Source organism: Streptococcus oralis subsp. oralis (assembly GCF_002096445.1).
GTDB lineage: Bacteria > Bacillota > Bacilli > Lactobacillales > Streptococcaceae > Streptococcus > Streptococcus oralis_N.
The window spans coordinates 474513-491789 of the sequence record NZ_NCUK01000013.1; the positions used below are offsets into that span (position 1 = coordinate 474513).

15 protein-coding genes are annotated in these 17277 nt (G+C 42.9%); 13 read left to right on the forward strand and 2 right to left on the reverse strand.

Annotation, left to right across the window (positions count from 1 at the left end):
- Positions 1-30: 30 nt before the first annotated feature.
- The 4 genes from B7721_RS05645 to B7721_RS05660 all read left to right on the forward strand — a co-directional run bounded on the left by B7721_RS05645 (position 31) and on the right by B7721_RS05660 (position 6021).
- Positions 31-771 (forward strand): DeoR/GlpR family DNA-binding transcription regulator, encoded by a 741-nt coding sequence (locus tag B7721_RS05645; protein ID WP_084877962.1) that lies wholly within the window; start codon positions 31-33, stop codon positions 769-771.
- Entirely contained in the window at positions 768-1679 is a 912-nt protein-coding gene (pfkB, locus tag B7721_RS05650; RefSeq protein ID WP_084877963.1) for a 1-phosphofructokinase, read from the forward strand. The genes B7721_RS05645 and pfkB overlap by 4 nt, the downstream gene beginning before the upstream one ends.
- Positions 1676-3628: a PTS fructose transporter subunit IIABC gene (locus tag B7721_RS05655; RefSeq protein WP_084877965.1), complete on the forward strand. Its 1953-nt coding sequence runs from the start codon at positions 1676-1678 to the stop codon at positions 3626-3628. Before pfkB ends, B7721_RS05655 begins: the two co-directional genes overlap by 4 nt.
- Before the next feature lie 86 nt (positions 3629-3714).
- Complete coding sequence (locus tag B7721_RS05660) at positions 3715-6021, forward strand: DNA translocase FtsK (protein WP_084877967.1); 2307 nt, start codon at positions 3715-3717, stop codon at positions 6019-6021.
- Between the two features lie 43 nt (positions 6022-6064).
- Here the strand turns inward: B7721_RS05660 and B7721_RS05665 are convergent, their stop codons facing one another.
- On the reverse strand, positions 6065-6490 hold the full coding sequence (locus B7721_RS05665; protein WP_084877969.1) for a DUF6556 family protein: 426 nt from the start codon (positions 6488-6490) through the stop codon (positions 6065-6067).
- 137 nt (positions 6491-6627) lie between these two features.
- On the opposite strand from B7721_RS05665, the gene B7721_RS05670 reads away from it, so the two are divergent.
- From B7721_RS05670 to B7721_RS05710, 9 genes are all read left to right on the forward strand, one after another.
- Positions 6628-7770, forward strand: coding sequence for a cysteine desulfurase family protein (locus B7721_RS05670; protein ID WP_084877970.1), 1143 nt, complete (start codon positions 6628-6630; stop codon positions 7768-7770).
- Between the two features lie 8 nt (positions 7771-7778).
- Positions 7779-8993, forward strand: a complete 1215-nt coding sequence (thiI, locus tag B7721_RS05675; RefSeq protein WP_084877972.1) for a tRNA uracil 4-sulfurtransferase ThiI — start codon at positions 7779-7781, stop codon at positions 8991-8993.
- 136 nt (positions 8994-9129) lie between these two features.
- Entirely contained in the window at positions 9130-9954 is an 825-nt protein-coding gene (locus B7721_RS05680; protein WP_084877974.1) for an alpha/beta hydrolase, read from the forward strand.
- A gap of 20 nt (positions 9955-9974) precedes the next feature.
- On the forward strand, positions 9975-10715 hold the full coding sequence (locus tag B7721_RS05685) for an esterase family protein (protein ID WP_084877976.1): 741 nt from the start codon (positions 9975-9977) through the stop codon (positions 10713-10715).
- A gap of 12 nt (positions 10716-10727) precedes the next feature.
- Positions 10728-11894, forward strand: a complete 1167-nt coding sequence (locus B7721_RS05690) for an ATP-grasp domain-containing protein (RefSeq protein WP_084877977.1) — start codon at positions 10728-10730, stop codon at positions 11892-11894.
- Between the two features lie 157 nt (positions 11895-12051).
- On the forward strand, positions 12052-12921 hold the full coding sequence (gla, locus tag B7721_RS05695) for an aquaglyceroporin Gla (protein ID WP_084877979.1): 870 nt from the start codon (positions 12052-12054) through the stop codon (positions 12919-12921).
- 110 nt (positions 12922-13031) lie between these two features.
- Positions 13032-13757: a CppA N-terminal domain-containing protein gene (locus B7721_RS05700; RefSeq protein ID WP_084877980.1), complete on the forward strand. Its 726-nt coding sequence runs from the start codon at positions 13032-13034 to the stop codon at positions 13755-13757.
- Positions 13754-14689 (forward strand): serine hydrolase domain-containing protein, encoded by a 936-nt coding sequence (locus tag B7721_RS05705; RefSeq protein WP_084877982.1) that lies wholly within the window; start codon positions 13754-13756, stop codon positions 14687-14689. The genes B7721_RS05700 and B7721_RS05705 overlap by 4 nt, the downstream gene beginning before the upstream one ends.
- A gap of 8 nt (positions 14690-14697) precedes the next feature.
- Entirely contained in the window at positions 14698-15603 is a 906-nt protein-coding gene (locus B7721_RS05710; protein WP_084877984.1) for a DMT family transporter, read from the forward strand.
- Positions 15604-15647: 44 nt separating this feature from the next.
- Here B7721_RS05710 and B7721_RS05715 read toward each other — a convergent pair whose 3' ends face one another.
- A complete protein-coding gene (locus B7721_RS05715; protein ID WP_000808282.1) occupies positions 15648-16931 on the reverse strand; it encodes a uracil-xanthine permease family protein in 1284 nt (427 codons plus the stop codon).
- Positions 16932-17277: the final 346 nt, after the last annotated feature.

Genomic DNA, 17277 nt, shown 5'->3' on the forward strand with positions numbered 1-17277 from the left:
ATAGTGTAAACGATAACAGGAGGTGATTTGGTGTTAAAAACTGAGCGGAAGCAACTGATTTTAGAGGAGTTAAATCAACATCATGTAGTTTCCCTAGAAAAATTGGTTAGTCTATTAGAAACATCAGAATCGACAGTACGAAGAGATTTGGACGAGTTGGAGGCGGAAAACAAACTTCGCCGTGTGCATGGTGGAGCAGAATTGCCCCACTCCTTGCAGGAAGAAGAAACCATCCAAGAAAAATCTGTCAAAAACCTTCAAGAGAAGAAGCTACTGGCTCAGAAAGCAGCCTCTCTTATCAAGGAACAAGATGTTATCTTTATCGATGCTGGAACGACAACTGCTTTTTTAATCAAGGAATTGGTTAATAAGAATATTACAGTTGTGACCAACTCCATTCACCATGCGGTTCAGTTGGTTGAAAAACAGATTCCAACTGTCATGGTTGGAGGGAGTGTCAAGATGGCAACAGATGCATGTATCGGGGGCGTTGCTCTTAACCAAATCAATCAATTGCACTTTGACCGTGCCTTTATCGGGATGAATGGTATCGACGATGGTTATTATACGACTCCAGATATGGAGGAGGGAGCCGTTAAGCGTGCTATTTTAGAGAATGCCAAACAAACCTATGTCTTGGTTGATTCGTCAAAGATTGGTCAAACTTGCTTTGCCAAGGTAGCACCTCTCAAACGCGCTATTGTCATCACAAGTCAAGGGCATGAGCTCTTGCAGGCTATTAAGAAGAAAACGGAGGTAATAGAAGTATGATTTATACAGTCACACTCAATCCATCCATTGACTATATCGTGCGCTTGGACCAAGTTCAAGTCGGCAGTGTCAATCGTATGGACAGTGATGATAAGTTTGCTGGTGGGAAAGGAATCAATGTCAGTCGAGTTTTGAAACGCTTGGGTATTCCAAATACAGCGACTGGATTTATCGGAGGTTTTACTGGTAAATTTATCACAGATACTTTGGCGGAAGAGGAAATCGAAACTCGTTTTGTCCAAGTAGCAGAAGATACTCGTATCAATGTCAAGATTAAAGCAGACCAAGAAACAGAAATCAATGGAACAGGTCCAAATGTGGAATCAGCTCAGCTGGAAGAATTGAAAGTTATCTTATCTAGTTTGACAGCAGAAGATACGGTTGTGTTTGCGGGTTCGAGTGCTAAGAACCTAGGCAATGTTATCTATAAGGATTTGATTGCCTTGACACGCCAGACTGGTGCGCAAGTTGTTTGTGACTTTGAAGGACAGACCTTGATTGATAGTTTAGACTACCAGCCACTTTTGGTTAAACCAAACAATCACGAGCTTGGAGCTATCTTTGGAGTGAAACTCGAAAGTTTAGATGAAATCGAGAACTATGCTCGTCAGTTACTGTCCAAAGGAGCTCAAAACGTTATTATCTCCATGGCTGGGGACGGTGCCCTTCTTGTCACATCCGAGGGAGCATACTTCGCCAAACCTATCAAGGGAACTGTGAAAAATTCAGTCGGGGCTGGTGACTCTATGGTCGCTGGGTTTACAGGTGAATTTGTAAAATCTAAAGACGCAGTAGAAGCCTTCAAATGGGGAGTAGCTTGTGGAACAGCAACTACCTTCTCGGATGACTTGGCAACAGCGGAATATATTAAAGAAACATATGAAAAAGTTGAGGTAGAAAAACGATGAAAATTCAAGACCTATTGAGAAAAGATGTCATGTTGCTGGATTTACAGGCAACTGAAAAAACAGCTGTCATCGAAGAGATGATTCATAGCTTGGTAGATCACGGTTACGTGACGGATTTTGAAACCTTTAAAGAAGGAATTTTAGCGCGTGAAGCTCTCACTTCCACTGGTTTGGGTGATGGAATCGCTATGCCTCACAGTAAAAATTCTGCTGTCAAAGAAGCAACGGTTCTCTTTGCTAAGTCAAACAAGGGTGTTGACTACGAAAGCTTGGATGGGCAACCAACAGACCTCTTCTTCATGATTGCTGCTCCAGAAGGTGCCAATGATACTCACTTAGCAGCCTTGGCAGAATTGTCTCAATACTTGATGAAAGACGGTTTCGCTGACAAACTTCGTCAAGTAACATCTGCAGATCAAGTTATTGAACTTTTTGACCAAGCTTCAGAAAAAGCTCAGGAGCCTGTCCAAGCACCTGCCAATGAATCTGGTGACTTTATCGTTGCTGTTACGGCTTGTACGACAGGTATTGCCCACACATACATGGCCCAAGAAGCCCTTCAAAAAGTGGCTGCTGAAATGGGTGTTGGTATCAAGGTTGAAACAAACGGAGCTAGCGGTGTTGGTAACCAACTAACTGCAGAGGACATACGTAAGGCTAAAGCCGTTATCATCGCTGCAGACAAGGCCGTAGAAATGGATCGTTTTGATGGTAAACCTTTGGTTAACCGTCCAGTTGCAGACGGTATCCGTAAGACGGAAGAGCTGATCAACTTGGCTCTTTCTGGGGATGCTGAGGTCTACCGTGCTGCTAATGGAGCAAAAGCTGCAACAGCATCTAATGAAAAACAAAGTATCGGTGGTGCTTTCTACAAACACTTGATGAGTGGTGTATCTCAAATGTTACCATTCGTTATCGGTGGTGGTATCATGATTGCCCTTGCTTTCTTGATCGACGGTGCTTTTGGTGTGCCACAGGATAGTCTTGGCAATCTCGGATCCTACCATGAACTCGCTTCAATGTTCATGAAAATCGGTGGCGCAGCCTTTGGCTTGATGCTTCCAGTCTTTGCAGGATATGTTGCCTACTCTATCGCTGAAAAACCAGGTTTAGTAGCTGGTTTTGTGGCTGGTGCAATTGCCAAAGAAGGTTTTGCCTTTGGTAAAATTCCTTATGCCGCAGGTGGTGAAGCAACTTCAACTCTTGCAGGTGTCTCATCTGGTTTCCTAGGTGCCCTTGTTGGTGGATTTATCGCAGGTGCCTTGGTTCTTGCTATCAAGAAATATGTCAAAGTTCCTCGTTCACTTGAAGGTGCTAAATCAATCCTTCTCTTGCCACTTCTTGGAACAATCTTGACTGGATTTGTCATGCTAGCTGTCAACATCCCAATGGCAAGAATCAACACCGAAATGAATGCCTTCCTAGGCGGTCTTGGAGGAGGTTCAGCTGTCCTTCTCGGTATCGTTCTTGGTGGAATGATGGCTGTCGACATGGGTGGACCGGTTAACAAAGCAGCTTATGTCTTTGGTACAGGTACGCTTGCAGCGACTGTTTCTTCAGGTGGTTCTGTAGCTATGGCGGCAGTTATGGCTGGAGGAATGGTTCCACCACTTGCCATCTTTGTCGCAACCCTTCTTTTCAAAGATAAATTTACTAAAGAAGAACGCAACTCTGGTTTAACAAACATCATCATGGGCTTGTCATTTATCACTGAGGGAGCAATTCCTTTTGGTGCAGCAGACCCAGCTCGTGCGATTCCAAGCTTTATCCTTGGTTCAGCAGTAGCAGGTGGACTCGTTGGTCTTGCAGGAATCAAACTCATGGCACCACACGGAGGAATCTTCGTCATCGCCCTTACTTCAAATGCCCTTCTCTACCTTGCCTTTGTTTTGGTTGGCGCAATTGTAAGTGGTGTGGTTTATGGTTACCTACGCAAACCACAAGCATAAAAAGGATTAGAATAGAAAGATTGTTACCATTTGGTGCAATCTTTTTCTCTATTCGAAATGGCTGTGAAATATGGTATAATAAAAGAATGGCAAACAAGAATACTACGAAAACAAGACGGAGACCGTCTAAAGCAGAACATGAAAGAAAACAGGCTATCCAGAGGATGTTGATTTCCTTAGGGATTGCCTTATTGTTGATTATTGCAGCCCTCAAACTCGGTGCAGCAGGTGTCACACTTTACAATCTCATTCGACTGGTGGTCGGAAGTTTGGCCTATGTGGCTATAGGCGGCCTCCTCATTTATCTTTTTCTATTTAAATGGATCCGCAAGCAAGAGGGACTTCTGTCAGGATTTCTCTGTATCTTTGCTGGCTTACTCTTGATTTTTGAGGCCTACTTGGTATGGAAATTTGGCTTGGAGCAGTCAGTCCTAAAAGGGACCCTGTCTCAAGTTATGACGGACCTGACTGGTATGCGAGTGACTAGCTTCGCTGGTGGAGGCTTGCTTGGTGTTGGACTCTATATCCCCATATCCTTTCTTTTCTCAAATATCGGATCGTACTTTATTGGAGTTCTTTTGATTCTAGTTGGGGCACTCTTGGTTAGTCCCTGGTCTATTTACGATGTTGCAGCCTTTATTGGAGCTCAGTTCAGATCCTTCATGGAAAAACAGGAACAGAGAAAACAGGAACGCTTCATCAAGAGAGAAGAAGAGAAGGCTCGTCAAGAAGCTGAAGAAGCAGCCAGAATTCAGAGAGAACAAGAAGAACAGGATGCGCTGCCGCTTCCTCCTGTAGATCCTGAAACGGGAGAAATCTTATCTGAAGTACCAGACTACGATTTCCCACCAATTCCTGAGGAAGAATGGATTGAACCGGAGATTATCCTCCCTCAAACAGATTTTGACGTTCCTGATGTGGAAGAGGATTTTGAGGATGAAGAGGTACAGGTTGATTTTTCTGCCAAGGAAGCCCTTGAATACAAGTTACCAAGCTTGCAACTCTTTGCGCCAGATAAACCCAAAGATCAGTCCAAGGAAAAGAAGATTGTTCGAGAAAATATCAAAATCCTAGAAGAAACCTTTGCTAGCTTTGGTATCAAGGTGACGGTGGAACGGGCTGAAATTGGGCCATCAGTTACCAAGTATGAAGTCAAGCCTGCAGTCGGTGTACGGGTTAACCGCATTTCCAATCTGGCAGACGACTTAGCGCTAGCTCTAGCAGCTAAGGATGTTCGGATAGAGGCTCCAATCCCTGGTAAATCCTTAGTCGGAATTGAGGTTCCTAACTCTGAGATTGCGACTGTTTCCTTCCGTGAACTCTGGGAACAGTCTCAGACTAAACCAGAAAATCTCCTCGAAATTCCTCTAGGTAAGGCTGTCAATGGAACTGCTCGCACCTTTGACCTTTCCAAGATGCCCCACCTACTCGTTGCAGGTTCGACGGGATCAGGGAAGTCAGTCGCAGTTAATGGTATTATCGCTAGCATTCTTATGAAAGCAAGACCCGACCAGGTCAAGTTTATGATGGTGGATCCAAAGATGGTTGAGTTATCTGTTTACAATGACATTCCTCACCTCTTGATTCCAGTTGTGACAAATCCACGCAAGGCCAGCAAGGCTCTGCAAAAGGTTGTGGATGAGATGGAAAACCGTTATGAACTCTTTGCTAAGGTTGGTGTGCGAAATATCGCTGGTTACAATGCTAAGGCCGAGGAATATAATAGCCAATCTGAGTACAAACAAGTACCTCTGCCTTTGATTGTTGTCATTGTGGATGAGTTGGCAGACCTCATGATGGTGGCTAGCAAGGAAGTGGAAGATGCCATTATTCGTCTCGGACAGAAGGCGCGTGCCGCAGGGATTCACATGATTCTCGCAACGCAACGCCCATCAGTTGATGTCATCTCTGGTCTTATCAAGGCCAATGTCCCATCTCGTGTGGCTTTTGCAGTTTCATCAGGTACAGATTCGCGAACCATCTTGGATGAGAATGGAGCAGAAAAACTGCTTGGTCGAGGAGATATGCTCTTTAAACCAATTGATGAAAATCATCCAGTCCGTCTGCAAGGCTCCTTTATCTCGGATGATGATGTTGAACGTATCGTAAACTTCATCAAGGCTCAGGCAGATGCGGACTACGATGACAGCTTTGACCCAGGAGATGTTCCTGAAAATGAAGGAGATTTTTCTGATGGTGAAGCTGGTGGCGATCCGCTTTTTGAAGAAGCTAAGGCTTTGGTTATCGAAACCCAGAAAGCTAGCGCTTCAATGATTCAGCGTCGTTTGTCAGTTGGATTTAATCGTGCGACCCGCCTTATGGAAGAACTCGAAATGGCAGGTGTCATCGGTCCAGCTGAGGGAACCAAACCACGAAAAGTATTGCAACAATAAAAAATAGCTTCTTTCCAAATTTGGAAAGAAGCTATTTTGGTGATTACTGGTTCGTTTTAGTTTCAGAACTCGTCGTATTTGACTGTGTTCCATTATCGCTTGTTTCTTTTGTTGAGGAAGGTGTAGAAGGATCCTGAGTTGTTGTTTTCTGTTCTTCTTTTTTCTCCTCTTTTTTATTGGATTGAGAAGTTTCTTCTTGCGGAGTATTTTCTTTAGTAGGAGTGTTGTCCTTGTTAGGTGTAGTATTTTCTTGAGGAGATTCCTTTTGAATTTCCTTGACAACAGTTGTTTGGGTTGTCGTCGGTTCTTTTTTGTTGTTTTTGTTATTATCCAAAGCGTTCATGATGGTAATAGTAGCGGTGATTAGGCCAAGGATACTACCGATGGTAGCAATCGTTTTTTGAAAGACAGTAAATCCCTTTTTGATGTGTTCTGTTTTTGGTTTTGAAGTTCTACGATAGTTAGACATGATACTCTCCTTTAATTATGATTTATTATACCTCATTTCTTTAAAAAAATCTTAAAAAAAGAGAAACCTCCCTTTCTTGTCGCAGGTCTATTTTCGTGATACAATAGAAGGAGTGATTTTAGAAAGCGTGAGAAAACATGATCTACTTTGATAATTCGGCGACAACCAAGCCTTATCCTGAAGCACTAGAAACTTATACTCAGGTCGCTTCAAAAATTGTAGGAAATCCATCCAGTCTCCATCGTTTGGGAGACCAGGCAACACGAATTTTAGATGCTTCCCGGCAGCAAATTGCAGATTTGATTGGGAAGAAGAGTGATGAAATCTACTTTACCTCTGGTGGAACAGAAGGAGATAACTGGGTCATCAAGGGTGTGGCCTTTGAAAAAGCCCAGTTTGGCAAGCACATCATCGTATCAGCTATTGAGCATCCAGCAGTCAAGGAGTCAGCTCTATGGCTGAAAAGTCAAGGTTTTGAGGTGGATATTGCCCCAGTGGATAGCAGGGGATTTGTGAATGTCAAGGCTCTAGCAAGTTTGATTCGATCGGATACAACGTTAATTTCGGTCATGGCAGTTAACAATGAAATCGGATCTATCCAGCCTATTGAGGCTATCTCAGAACTGTTGGCAGATAAGCCGACTATTTCCTTCCACGTTGATGCAGTTCAGGCACTTGCTAAGATTCCGACTGAAAAATACCTGACGGATCGGGTGGATTTTGCAACCTTTTCGAGCCATAAGTTTCATGGTGTCAGAGGTGTTGGCCTTGTCTATATCAAGTCTGGTAAGAAGATTACGCCTCTTTTAACAGGTGGTGGTCAAGAGGGAGACTATCGTTCGACAACTGAGAATGTAGCAGGGATTGCAGCAACAGCCAAGGCCCTCCGTTTGTCTATGGAAAAATTAGCTATCTTTGCTAGCAAGACAGGGCAGATGAAGGCAGTCATTCGTCAAGCCCTTCTGGATTATCCAGATATTTTTGTCTTTTCGGATGAGGAAGACTTTGCCCCTCATATCCTGACTTTTGGGATTAAGGGGGTTCGTGGAGAAGTCATCGTTCATGCATTTGAAGACTATGATATTTTCATTTCCACAACCTCTGCTTGTTCGTCCAAGGCTGGAAAACCTGCGGGGACCTTGATTGCCATGGGAGTGGACAAGGATAAGGCCCAGTCAGCTGTGCGTCTTAGCCTAGACCTTGAAAATGATATGAGTCAGGTTGAGCAGTTTTTGACCAAGCTAAAATTAATTTACAATCAAACTAGAAAAGTAAGATAGGAGCATTTATGCAATATTCAGAAATTATGATTCGCTATGGAGAATTGTCAACCAAACACAAAAATCGTATGCGTTTCATCAATAAACTTCGTAATAATATTTCGGACGTTTTGTCCATCTATCCTCAAGTTAAGGTAACCGCAGACCGCGACCGTGCCCACGCTTACCTGAATGGAGCTGATTATACAGCAGTAGCAGAATCTCTCAAACAAGTCTTTGGGATCCAAAACTTTTCTCCCGTTTATAAAGTTGAAAAGTCTGTAGAAGTCCTTAAATCAGCTGTCCAAGAGATTATGAAGGAAATCTATAAGGAAGGGATGACCTTTAAAATCACTAGTAAGCGTAGCGATCACAACTTTGAACTCGACAGTCGTGAACTCAACCAAACACTTGGTGGAGCAGTATTCGAAGCTATTCCCAATGTCCAAGCTCAAATGAAAAATCCTGATATCAATCTTCAGGTGGAGATTCGTGAGGAAGCAGCTTATCTTTCCTATGAAACCATTCGTGGAGCGGGTGGCTTGCCTGTGGGTACTTCTGGTAAGGGCATGCTCATGTTGTCAGGAGGGATTGACTCACCTGTTGCAGGCTATCTAGCCCTTAAACGTGGAGTAGATATTGAGGCCGTTCACTTTGCCAGCCCACCTTACACAAGTCCAGGTGCCCTTAAAAAAGCCCAAGATTTGACTCGTAAATTGACCAAGTTCGGTGGCAATATCCAGTTTATCGAAGTACCTTTCACAGAGATTCAAGAGGAAATCAAGGCTAAGGCGCCAGAAGCCTATCTCATGACTCTGACTCGTCGTTTTATGATGCGCATTACCGACCGTATCCGTGAGGTACGAAATGGTTTAATTATCATCAATGGGGAAAGTCTAGGTCAGGTGGCTAGCCAAACCCTTGAAAGTATGCAGGCTATCAACGCTGTGACTAATACTCCCATCATCCGCCCTGTGGTTACGATGGACAAGTTGGAAATCATTGACATCGCCCAGAAAATCGATACCTTTGACATTTCTATCCAACCCTTTGAAGACTGCTGTACTATTTTTGCGCCTGATCGTCCTAAGACCAATCCTAAGATTAAGAATGCAGAGCAGTATGAAGCACGCATGGATGTCGAAGGCTTGGTTGAGCGAGCAGTGGCAGGAATAATGATTACTGAGATTACACCTCAAGCTGAAAAAGATGAAGTTGATAACTTGATTGACAATCTCCTCTAATCAGAAAATCCAGAAGAATTCAGAAAAATAAATGAAAAAAGTTAGTTATTTATCCTTAAAATGGACATTTACTGACTTTTTTTCTATTTTTATGGTATAATAAGATAAAATTTTGAATATAGAGAGTTTTCTGACAATGAATCATTCCTACTTTTACTTAAAAATGAAAGAACACAAACTCAAAGTTCCTTATACAGGAAAAGAGCGTCGTGTGCGTGTTCTTTTGCCTAAGGACTACGAGAAAGACACGGACCGTTTTTACCCTGTAGTTTACTTTCATGACGGGCAAAATGTCTTTTACAGCAAGGAGTCTTATATCGGGCACTCTTGGAAGATCATTCCGGCTATTAAACGAAATCCTGACATCAGTCGCATGATTGTCGTTGCCATAGATAATGACGGCATGGGGCGGATGAATGAGTATGCGGCTTGGAAGTTTCAAGAATCTCCTATCCCAGGCCAGCAGTTTGGCGGTAAGGGTGTGGAGTATGCCGAGTTTGTCATGGAGGTGGTCAAGCCTTTTATCGATGAAACCTACCGAACCAAAGCTGATCGCCAGCACACGGCTATGATTGGTTCGTCATTAGGAGGCAATATTACCCAGTTTATCGGACTAGAGTACCAAGATCGAATTGGTTGTCTAGGTGTCTTCTCATCTGCCAACTGGCTCCACCAAGAAGCCTTTAACCGCTATATCGAGCGCAAGAAATTGACGCCTGAACAGCGCATTTTCATCTATGTAGGAACAGAAGAAGCAGACGATACGGACAAGACCTTGATGGCTGGCAATATCAAGCAAGCCTATATCGACTCGTCACTTCGTTATTACCGTGATTTGATTGCAGGTGGAGTACACTTGGATAATCTTGTCTTGAAAGTTCAGTCTGGTGCCATCCATAGTGAAATACCTTGGTCGGAAAATTTACCAGACTGTCTTCGATTTTTTGCAGAGAAATGGTAAGTTAGGAAAGGAGAAAGCTAATGCATATTGAAAACCTTAGCCACTGGAGTGGCCACCTCAACCGAGAAATGTACCTGAACCGTTATGGACATGCTGGGATTCCAGTTGTTGTTTTTGCTTCATCTGGTGGCAGTCACAATGAATACTATGATTTTGGCATGATAGATGCCTGTGCTTCCTTTATCGAGGAAGGCCGTGTTCAGTTCTTTACCCTATCCAGTGTTGACAGTGAGAGCTGGCTGGCTACTTGGAAAAATAGTCATGACCAAGCGGAGATGCATCGAGCTTACGAACGCTATGTGATTGAGGAGGCCATTCCTTTTATCAAGCACAAGACAGGTTGGTTTGATGGCATGATGACGACTGGTTGCTCGATGGGGGCCTATCATGCACTCAATTTCTTCCTCCAGCATCCAGATGTCTTTACCAAGGTGATTGCTCTCAGTGGTGTTTACGACGCGCGTTTCTTCGTTGGAGATTACTACAATGACGATGCTATTTACCAAAACTCACCTGTAGATTATATTTGGAATCAAAATGACGGCTGGTTTATCGATCGTTACCGTCAGGCAGAAATCGTCGTTTGCACGGGTCTCGGTGCCTGGGAACAAGATGGTCTACCATCTTTCTACAAGCTCAAAGAAGCCTTTGACCAGAAACAAATTCCAGCCTGGTTTGCTGAATGGGGACACGATGTCGCCCACGACTGGGGATGGTGGCGTAAACAAATGCCTTATTTTCTTGGACACTTGTATCTATAAAAGGAGTTGCCTATGAATTACCTTGTTATTTCTCCCTACTATCCGCAAAATTTCCAACAGTTTACAATCGAGCTAGCTAATAAAGGCATCACCGTTTTGGGAATTGGTCAGGAGCCTTACGAACAACTAGATGAGCCTTTGCGCAATAGCCTAACTGAGTATTTCCGTGTAGACAATCTTGAGAACATAGACGAAGTCAAACGTGCTGTAGCCTTTCTTTTCTATAAGCATGGTTCTATCGACCGCATCGAGTCCCACAATGAATACTGGCTTGAGCTGGACGCAATACTAAGAGAACAATTCAATGTCTTTGGTGCCAAACCGGAGGATCTCAAAAAGACGAAATATAAGTCTGAGATGAAGAAACTTTTCAAAAAAGCAGGTGTCCCTGTGGTACCTGGAGCTGTTATCCAGACGGAAGCAGATGTGGATAAAGCAGTGAACGAAATCGGTCTACCGATGATTGCCAAACCTGATAATGGAGTGGGAGCAGCAGCAACCTTTAAGCTTGAGACAGAAGACGATGTAAATCACTTCAAGGCTGAATGGGACCATTCTACCGTTTATTTTTTTGAGAAATTTGTCACTTCTAGTGAAATCTGTACCTTTGACGGGCTTGTGGACAAGGATGGCAACATCATCTTTTCAACGACTTTCGATTATGCCCATACACCACTTGATCTGATGATTTATAAGATGGATAATTCCTACTATGTGCTTAAGGATATGGATCCCAAACTGCGCAAGTATGGCGAGGCCATTGTCAAGAAATTTGGAATGAGAGAACGCTTTTTCCATATCGAGTTCTTCCGCGACGGGGATGACTACATTGCCATTGAGTACAATAACCGTCCTGCAGGTGGTTTTACCATAGATGTTTATAACTTTGCTCATTCCTTGGACCTTTATAGAGGCTACGCAGCTATTGTCGCAGGAGAAGAGTTTCCAAGTTCAGAGTTTGAGCCCCAGTATTGCTTGGCAACTTCACGTCGTGCCAATGTCAACTATCTTTATTCAGAAGAAGACTTGCTTGCCAAGTATAGCCAACAATTCAAGGTCAAAAAAATCATGCCAGCAGCCTTTGCAGAACTACAAGGGGATTACCTTTATATGCTAACCACTCCAAGTCGCAAAGAGATGGAGCAGATGATTGCAGATTTTGGTCAGCGTCAAGAATAACGATTAGGACAAAAGGAGTTTGGCTCCTTTTGTCCTTTTCTTAAAGATAAGTTAAATAAAGCGTTTTCCATAGATTCTTTTAGAAAAGATATTGCTAAAAGGCCTAAAAATTGATAGAATAAGGATTGTCTAAAAAAATTTAAGGAGAATCTATCAAATGGATTTTACATGGGCTATTAAATATGCCACAGAATTCTTGGGAACTGCTATTTTGATCATTCTTGGTAATGGTGCAGTTGCTAACGTTGAACTTAAAGGTACGAAAGGTCACCAAAGTGGCTGGCTCGTTATCGCAGTTGGTTATGGTATGGGGGTTATGATCCCAGCCTTGATGTTTGGTAATGTATCAGGAAACCACATCAACCCAGCTTTCACTCTTGGACTTGCTGTTAGTGGTCTTTTCTCTTGGGAGCAAGTACCATTTTACATCCTAGCACAAGTTTTGGGAGCAATCTTCGGTCAAGCTTTGGTTGTAGCGACTCACCGTCCTTACTACTTGAAAACAGAAAACCCAAACAATATCTTGGGTACCTTCTCAACGATTTCAAGCATCGACCACGGTACAAAAGAATCACGTTTTGCAGCTACTGTTAACGGCTTCCTCAATGAGTTTGTAGGTTCATTTGTTCTTTTCTTTGCAGCACTTGGTTTGACTAAAAACTTCTTTGGAGCTGAGGTTCTTCAATACATGAAACAAATGGCTACTCAAGCTGGACAAACTGTTGATTTAAGTGAATTGGCAGTGAAAGCTCAAGTAGCTCCACATACAGCTGCTGGGATCTCAGTTGCGCACTTGGCACTTGGTTTCCTAGTAATGGCCTTGGTAACTTCACTCGGTGGACCTACTGGTCCTGGTTTGAACCCAGCTCGTGACTTTGGACCACGTCTTCTTCACGAACTCCTTCCAAAATCAGTTCTTGGTCAACACAAGGGTGATTCAAAATGGTGGTATGCATGGGTTCCAGTTGTAGCTCCAATTGCAGCGGGTATTGCGGCAGTAGCACTATTCAAACTACTTTACCTATAAGAAATGAAACTGGGATACCCCAGTTTTTTTGTTATAAAATTTCTAAATAAAATAGATATGGCTTGTAAAATATTCGAAAATCCTTTAAAATAAAAGAGTTGGAGGAATTTATGAATGTGAATGAGATTGTTCGGATCGTTCCGACTTTGAAAGTTAATAATCGAAAATTAAATGAAAGATTTTACATTGAAACCCTGGGGATGAAACCTTTGCTTGAAGAGTCTGCCTTTCTTTCATTAGGCGACCAGACAGCTACGGAGAGATTGATTTTAGAAGAGGCTCCAAGCATGCGAACACGCAGAGTTGAAGGGCTTAAGAAGCTAGCTAGACTCTTGATAAAGGTTGAAAATCCTTCTGAAATCGAGGCCCTTCTTTCTCAAATGAAGTCTCTTCCTCGCTTATTTAAAGGTAACCGTGGGTATGCTTTTGAGATTGTTTCTCCTGAAGAGGATGTGATCCTTGTTCATGCGGAAAATGATGTAAGAGATCTGGTTCCACTGGAAACTGTTCCTGAATTTTATTCAAATACAAGTATAAAATACGTGAGTCAATTTGAGGTTTCTATGGAGTTGCGTTTCCCTGAAGGGACAGAGAGTTTACTTGATCCTGAAGGAGTAGCGCCAGCAATTACCTTTACTAAAGGGCAAGGACCAGATTTGGCTGTTGAAAACAATGTTACCTGGGACTTGTCTATGCTGAAATTTTTGGTAAAGGATCTAGAGTTGACTAGTCTTCGTCAGAAATTTGAAGGCACAGACTATTTTATTCCAAAGTCTGAAAAATTCTTCCTTGGTAAAGATACCAATAACATTGAATTGTGGTTTGAAGAAGCATGAAGTGGGAAAAAATTCTAAGAAAAATAGAAAATCAAATCGAGGCAGGGATTTATCCCGGGGCCTCTTTTGCATATTATAAGGATGGTGAATGGAAAGAGTCTTATCTAGGATTGAGTGATCCAGAACGAGACTTGAAGACAGAAAGTGGTTTGGTTTATGATCTAGCCAGTGTGAGTAAGGTCGTGGGAGTGGGGACGGTTTTTACCTTCTTGTGGCAGCAGGGCACATTCGATATTGATCGACCGGTAACGGATTTTTTACCAGAGTGTGATTATCCTGATATCACTATACGGCAGCTTCTGACCCATGCCACAGACTTGGACCCCTTTATTCCCAATCGAGACAAGTTAAGTGCAGAGGAATTAAGAGAAGCCATGTTTCACCTCAACAGACGAAATCAGCCAGCCTTCCTATACTCGGACGTTCACTTTTTACTCTTGGGCTTTCTTTTGGAAAAAATCTTTAACCAAGACTTGGATCAGATTATAGAAGAACAAGTTTTGGAACCATGGGGAATGACGGGAACCAAGTTTGGCCCCGTTGAGCAAGCTGTCCCAACAGTGAGAGGGGTGGAGGCCGGAATCATTCATGATCCCAAAGCTCGTCTATTAGGGAAACACGCTGGAAGTGCTGGTTTGTTTTCAACTGTTAAGGATTTGCAGATCTTTCTGGAACATTACTTGAAAGATGATTTTGCTGCAGAATTGAGCCGAAATTTTTCTCCCTTAGATGATAAAGAGCGGTCTCTAGCCTGGAATCTGGAAGAGGCTTGGCTCGACCATACGGGCTATACTGGTACCTTTATCATGTGGAATCGAGAGAAGCAGGAGGCGGCTATCTTTTTATCCAATCGAACGTATGAGAAGGATGAGCGTGCCCAGTGGATAGTCGATCGAAACCAAGTGATGGAAATGATTCGTCAAGAGGAGTAGGAAGAAGTATGTCAAAAACCATAAAAGGAACTCTGTATACAGTAGTGGCAGGGATTGCTTGGGGCTTGTCTGGAATCAGTGGCCAATACCTGATGGCACACGGGATTTCTGCTTTAGTCTTGACCAATTTGCGACTTATCATTGCAGGCTTGGCACTGGTGTTCTTATCCTACGTGACTGCAAAGGATAAACTCTATGCTTTTTTAAAAGATAGAAAAAGTCTGCTATCTCTGTTGCTATTTGCAGTGTTCGGACTTTTCTTAAACCAGTTTGCCTATCTTTCTGCCATTCAGGAAACCAATGCTGGAACGGCGACAGTTCTCCAGTATGTATGCCCCGTTGGGATTTTAGTTTATACTTGTATGAAGGACAAGGTGGCGCCTACTCTGGCTGAGATTTTTTCGATTGGATTGGCTATAGGAGGCACCTTTCTGATTGCGACGCACGGTAAAGTTGACCAGTTGTCTGTCACACCCCAAGGCCTGTTCTGGGGCCTCTTTTCGGCCTTGACCTATGCCCTCTATATCATCCTTCCTATTACTTTGATTAAGAAGTGGGGCAGTATTTTGGTGATTGGTGTTGGGATGGTTATTTCTGGTGTAGTGGCTATTCCTTTCACAGGAGTTTTACAGGCCAGCATACCGACTAGCTTAGATTTTCTCTTTGCATTTGCTGGGATTATCGTCATCGGAACGGTTTTTGCCTATACAGCTTTCCTAAAAGGAGCCAGTCTAATAGGACCAGTTAAGTCCAGTTTATTGGCTTCCATAGAGCCAATTTCTGCCGTTTTCTTTGCCTTTCTGATTATGAAGGAACAGTTTTATGCGATTGATTTTATCGGTATGGCTATGATTTTACTAGCCGTGACCATTATTTCATTGAAAGATTTACTGTTGGAAATAAAGAGTAAGTAATTAAAAAATCCACTCAATCGAGTGGATTTTTTGTGTATAGATGATTAGTCTTTATTTTCGTGTGGCAAAATCAAGTTCAAGATGATTCCTGTCATGGCTGATAGAGCAGTACCTGAAAGGGTTACTGGACCGAGTTTAAGGATTGCTCCACCAAGTCCAAGTACCAGCATAGCACTTGCAATGATAAGGTTACGCATTTGGCTGAAGTCAACGCGTTCCTTAATCAAAACTTTCAAACCATTGCTGGCGATAACTCCGTATAGAAGGATGGACATGCCACCAAGCACAGCATTTGGAATGGTTGAAATCAAGGCAGTGAATTTACCTAGGAAGCTAAGAGCAATCGCGATGAAGGCTGCGTTACGGATAACAGAGACAGAAGCGATACGAGTCATCCCGATAACTCCTGTATTTTCTCCGTAAGTCGTATTAGCTGGTCCACCTAGGAAGGCTGATACAGATGTCGCGATACCATCACCAAGAAGCGTACGGTGAAGTCCTGGTTCTTTCAGGAATTGACGGCCACAGATTTGGCTCAAAACTGTGTGGTCTCCGATGTGTTCTGAAATTGTTACGATAGCGATTGGCAAGATGGCGATTGTTTCAGGACCGAAGTACAAGTTGTACTCTTTAAAGGCACCACCTGTACTAAATGGCAAGTAGAAACCAGGAATTTCAAACCAGTTGGCTTGAAGGACTGGGGTAAAGTCAACCAAACCAAGCATCATAGCGAAGATATACCCACCGATGATGGCAAAGAGGAAAGGAATGATACGAAGGAAACCTTTTCCTTTTGTATTGATAAAAGCAGCAATCAAGAACGTCACGACAGCTACAAGAGCGTTTTTCCAGTTTCCGTCTGCTACAAGTCCAGCATTCGTTACAGCAGAACCAGCAAGACCAAGACCGATAACGATAATCATAGGTCCGATAATGATTGGTGGCAAGAGTTTGTCAATCCATTTTGTACCTGCAAAACGAACACTTGCTGCTACAAGGACATAGACCAAACCAGTCAAGATTACCCCCGTTTGAGCAGCAGATACATCGCCCCCCATTTCTTTCATGGCTAAAGACATAGCCGTGATAAAGGCGAATGAAGAACCTAGGTAAACTGGAACCTTAAAGCCAGTAGAAATCATGTAGATAAGTGTTCCAATACCGGATGCAAAGAGAGCAACCGATACGGGCATTCCCAAAATTAAGGGAACGAGAATGGTTGCGCCAAACATGGCAAATACGTGCTGGAAGCTTAGAAGAATACCTTTACCAGCAGAAGGACGTTGATCAACGTCTAGTAACAAGTCAACAGTTGATTCCTGTTTCATAAAAACCTCACTTTTGGGCACCAAAAAAGAGCCCATTATTTTGCAGCAATAGGCCCTCAGAGTAAGACTTTTTAAAAAATAGCTATCTTTTAAAAATTTATATAAATCTGCGCCTTCGTCACCTCACAGGATGACATTAAAAACCTTTGCTTGTGATAGTATAGCAGAAAAAAATGATTTTGTAAATCATTTTTTCCCGAGCCTAGAAATGTGAGAGCGAAGTTGATTTTGTAAATCATTTTTTCCCGAGCCCGGAAATGGGAGAGCGAGGTATGATTTTGTAAATCATTTTTTCCCGAGCCTAGAAATTTAAGAGCGAGGCTGATTTTGTAAATGGTTTTCTGAA

Bases quoted from the DNA above. Each gene is read 5' to 3' on its own strand.
- B7721_RS05665 (WP_084877969.1), bottom strand. From the start codon at position 6,490: ATGTCTAACTATCGTAGAACTTCAAAACCAAAAACAGAACACATCAAA.
- B7721_RS05690 (WP_084877977.1), top strand. From the start codon at position 10,728: ATGAATTACCTTGTTATTTCTCCCTACTATCCGCAAAATTTCCAACAG.
- B7721_RS05710 (WP_084877984.1), top strand. From the start codon at position 14,698: ATGTCAAAAACCATAAAAGGAACTCTGTATACAGTAGTGGCAGGGATT.
- B7721_RS05660 (WP_084877967.1), top strand. From the start codon at position 3,715: ATGGCAAACAAGAATACTACGAAAACAAGACGGAGACCGTCTAAAGCA.
- B7721_RS05705 (WP_084877982.1), top strand. From the start codon at position 13,754: ATGAAGTGGGAAAAAATTCTAAGAAAAATAGAAAATCAAATCGAGGCA.
- gla (WP_084877979.1), top strand. From the start codon at position 12,052: ATGGATTTTACATGGGCTATTAAATATGCCACAGAATTCTTGGGAACT.
- B7721_RS05670 (WP_084877970.1), top strand. From the start codon at position 6,628: ATGATCTACTTTGATAATTCGGCGACAACCAAGCCTTATCCTGAAGCA.
- B7721_RS05680 (WP_084877974.1), top strand. From the start codon at position 9,130: ATGAATCATTCCTACTTTTACTTAAAAATGAAAGAACACAAACTCAAA.
- B7721_RS05685 (WP_084877976.1), top strand. From the start codon at position 9,975: ATGCATATTGAAAACCTTAGCCACTGGAGTGGCCACCTCAACCGAGAA.
- pfkB (WP_084877963.1), top strand. From the start codon at position 768: ATGATTTATACAGTCACACTCAATCCATCCATTGACTATATCGTGCGC.
- B7721_RS05655 (WP_084877965.1), top strand. From the start codon at position 1,676: ATGAAAATTCAAGACCTATTGAGAAAAGATGTCATGTTGCTGGATTTA.
- B7721_RS05700 (WP_084877980.1), top strand. From the start codon at position 13,032: ATGAATGTGAATGAGATTGTTCGGATCGTTCCGACTTTGAAAGTTAAT.
- B7721_RS05715 (WP_000808282.1), bottom strand. From the start codon at position 16,931: ATGAAACAGGAATCAACTGTTGACTTGTTACTAGACGTTGATCAACGT.
- thiI (WP_084877972.1), top strand. From the start codon at position 7,779: ATGCAATATTCAGAAATTATGATTCGCTATGGAGAATTGTCAACCAAA.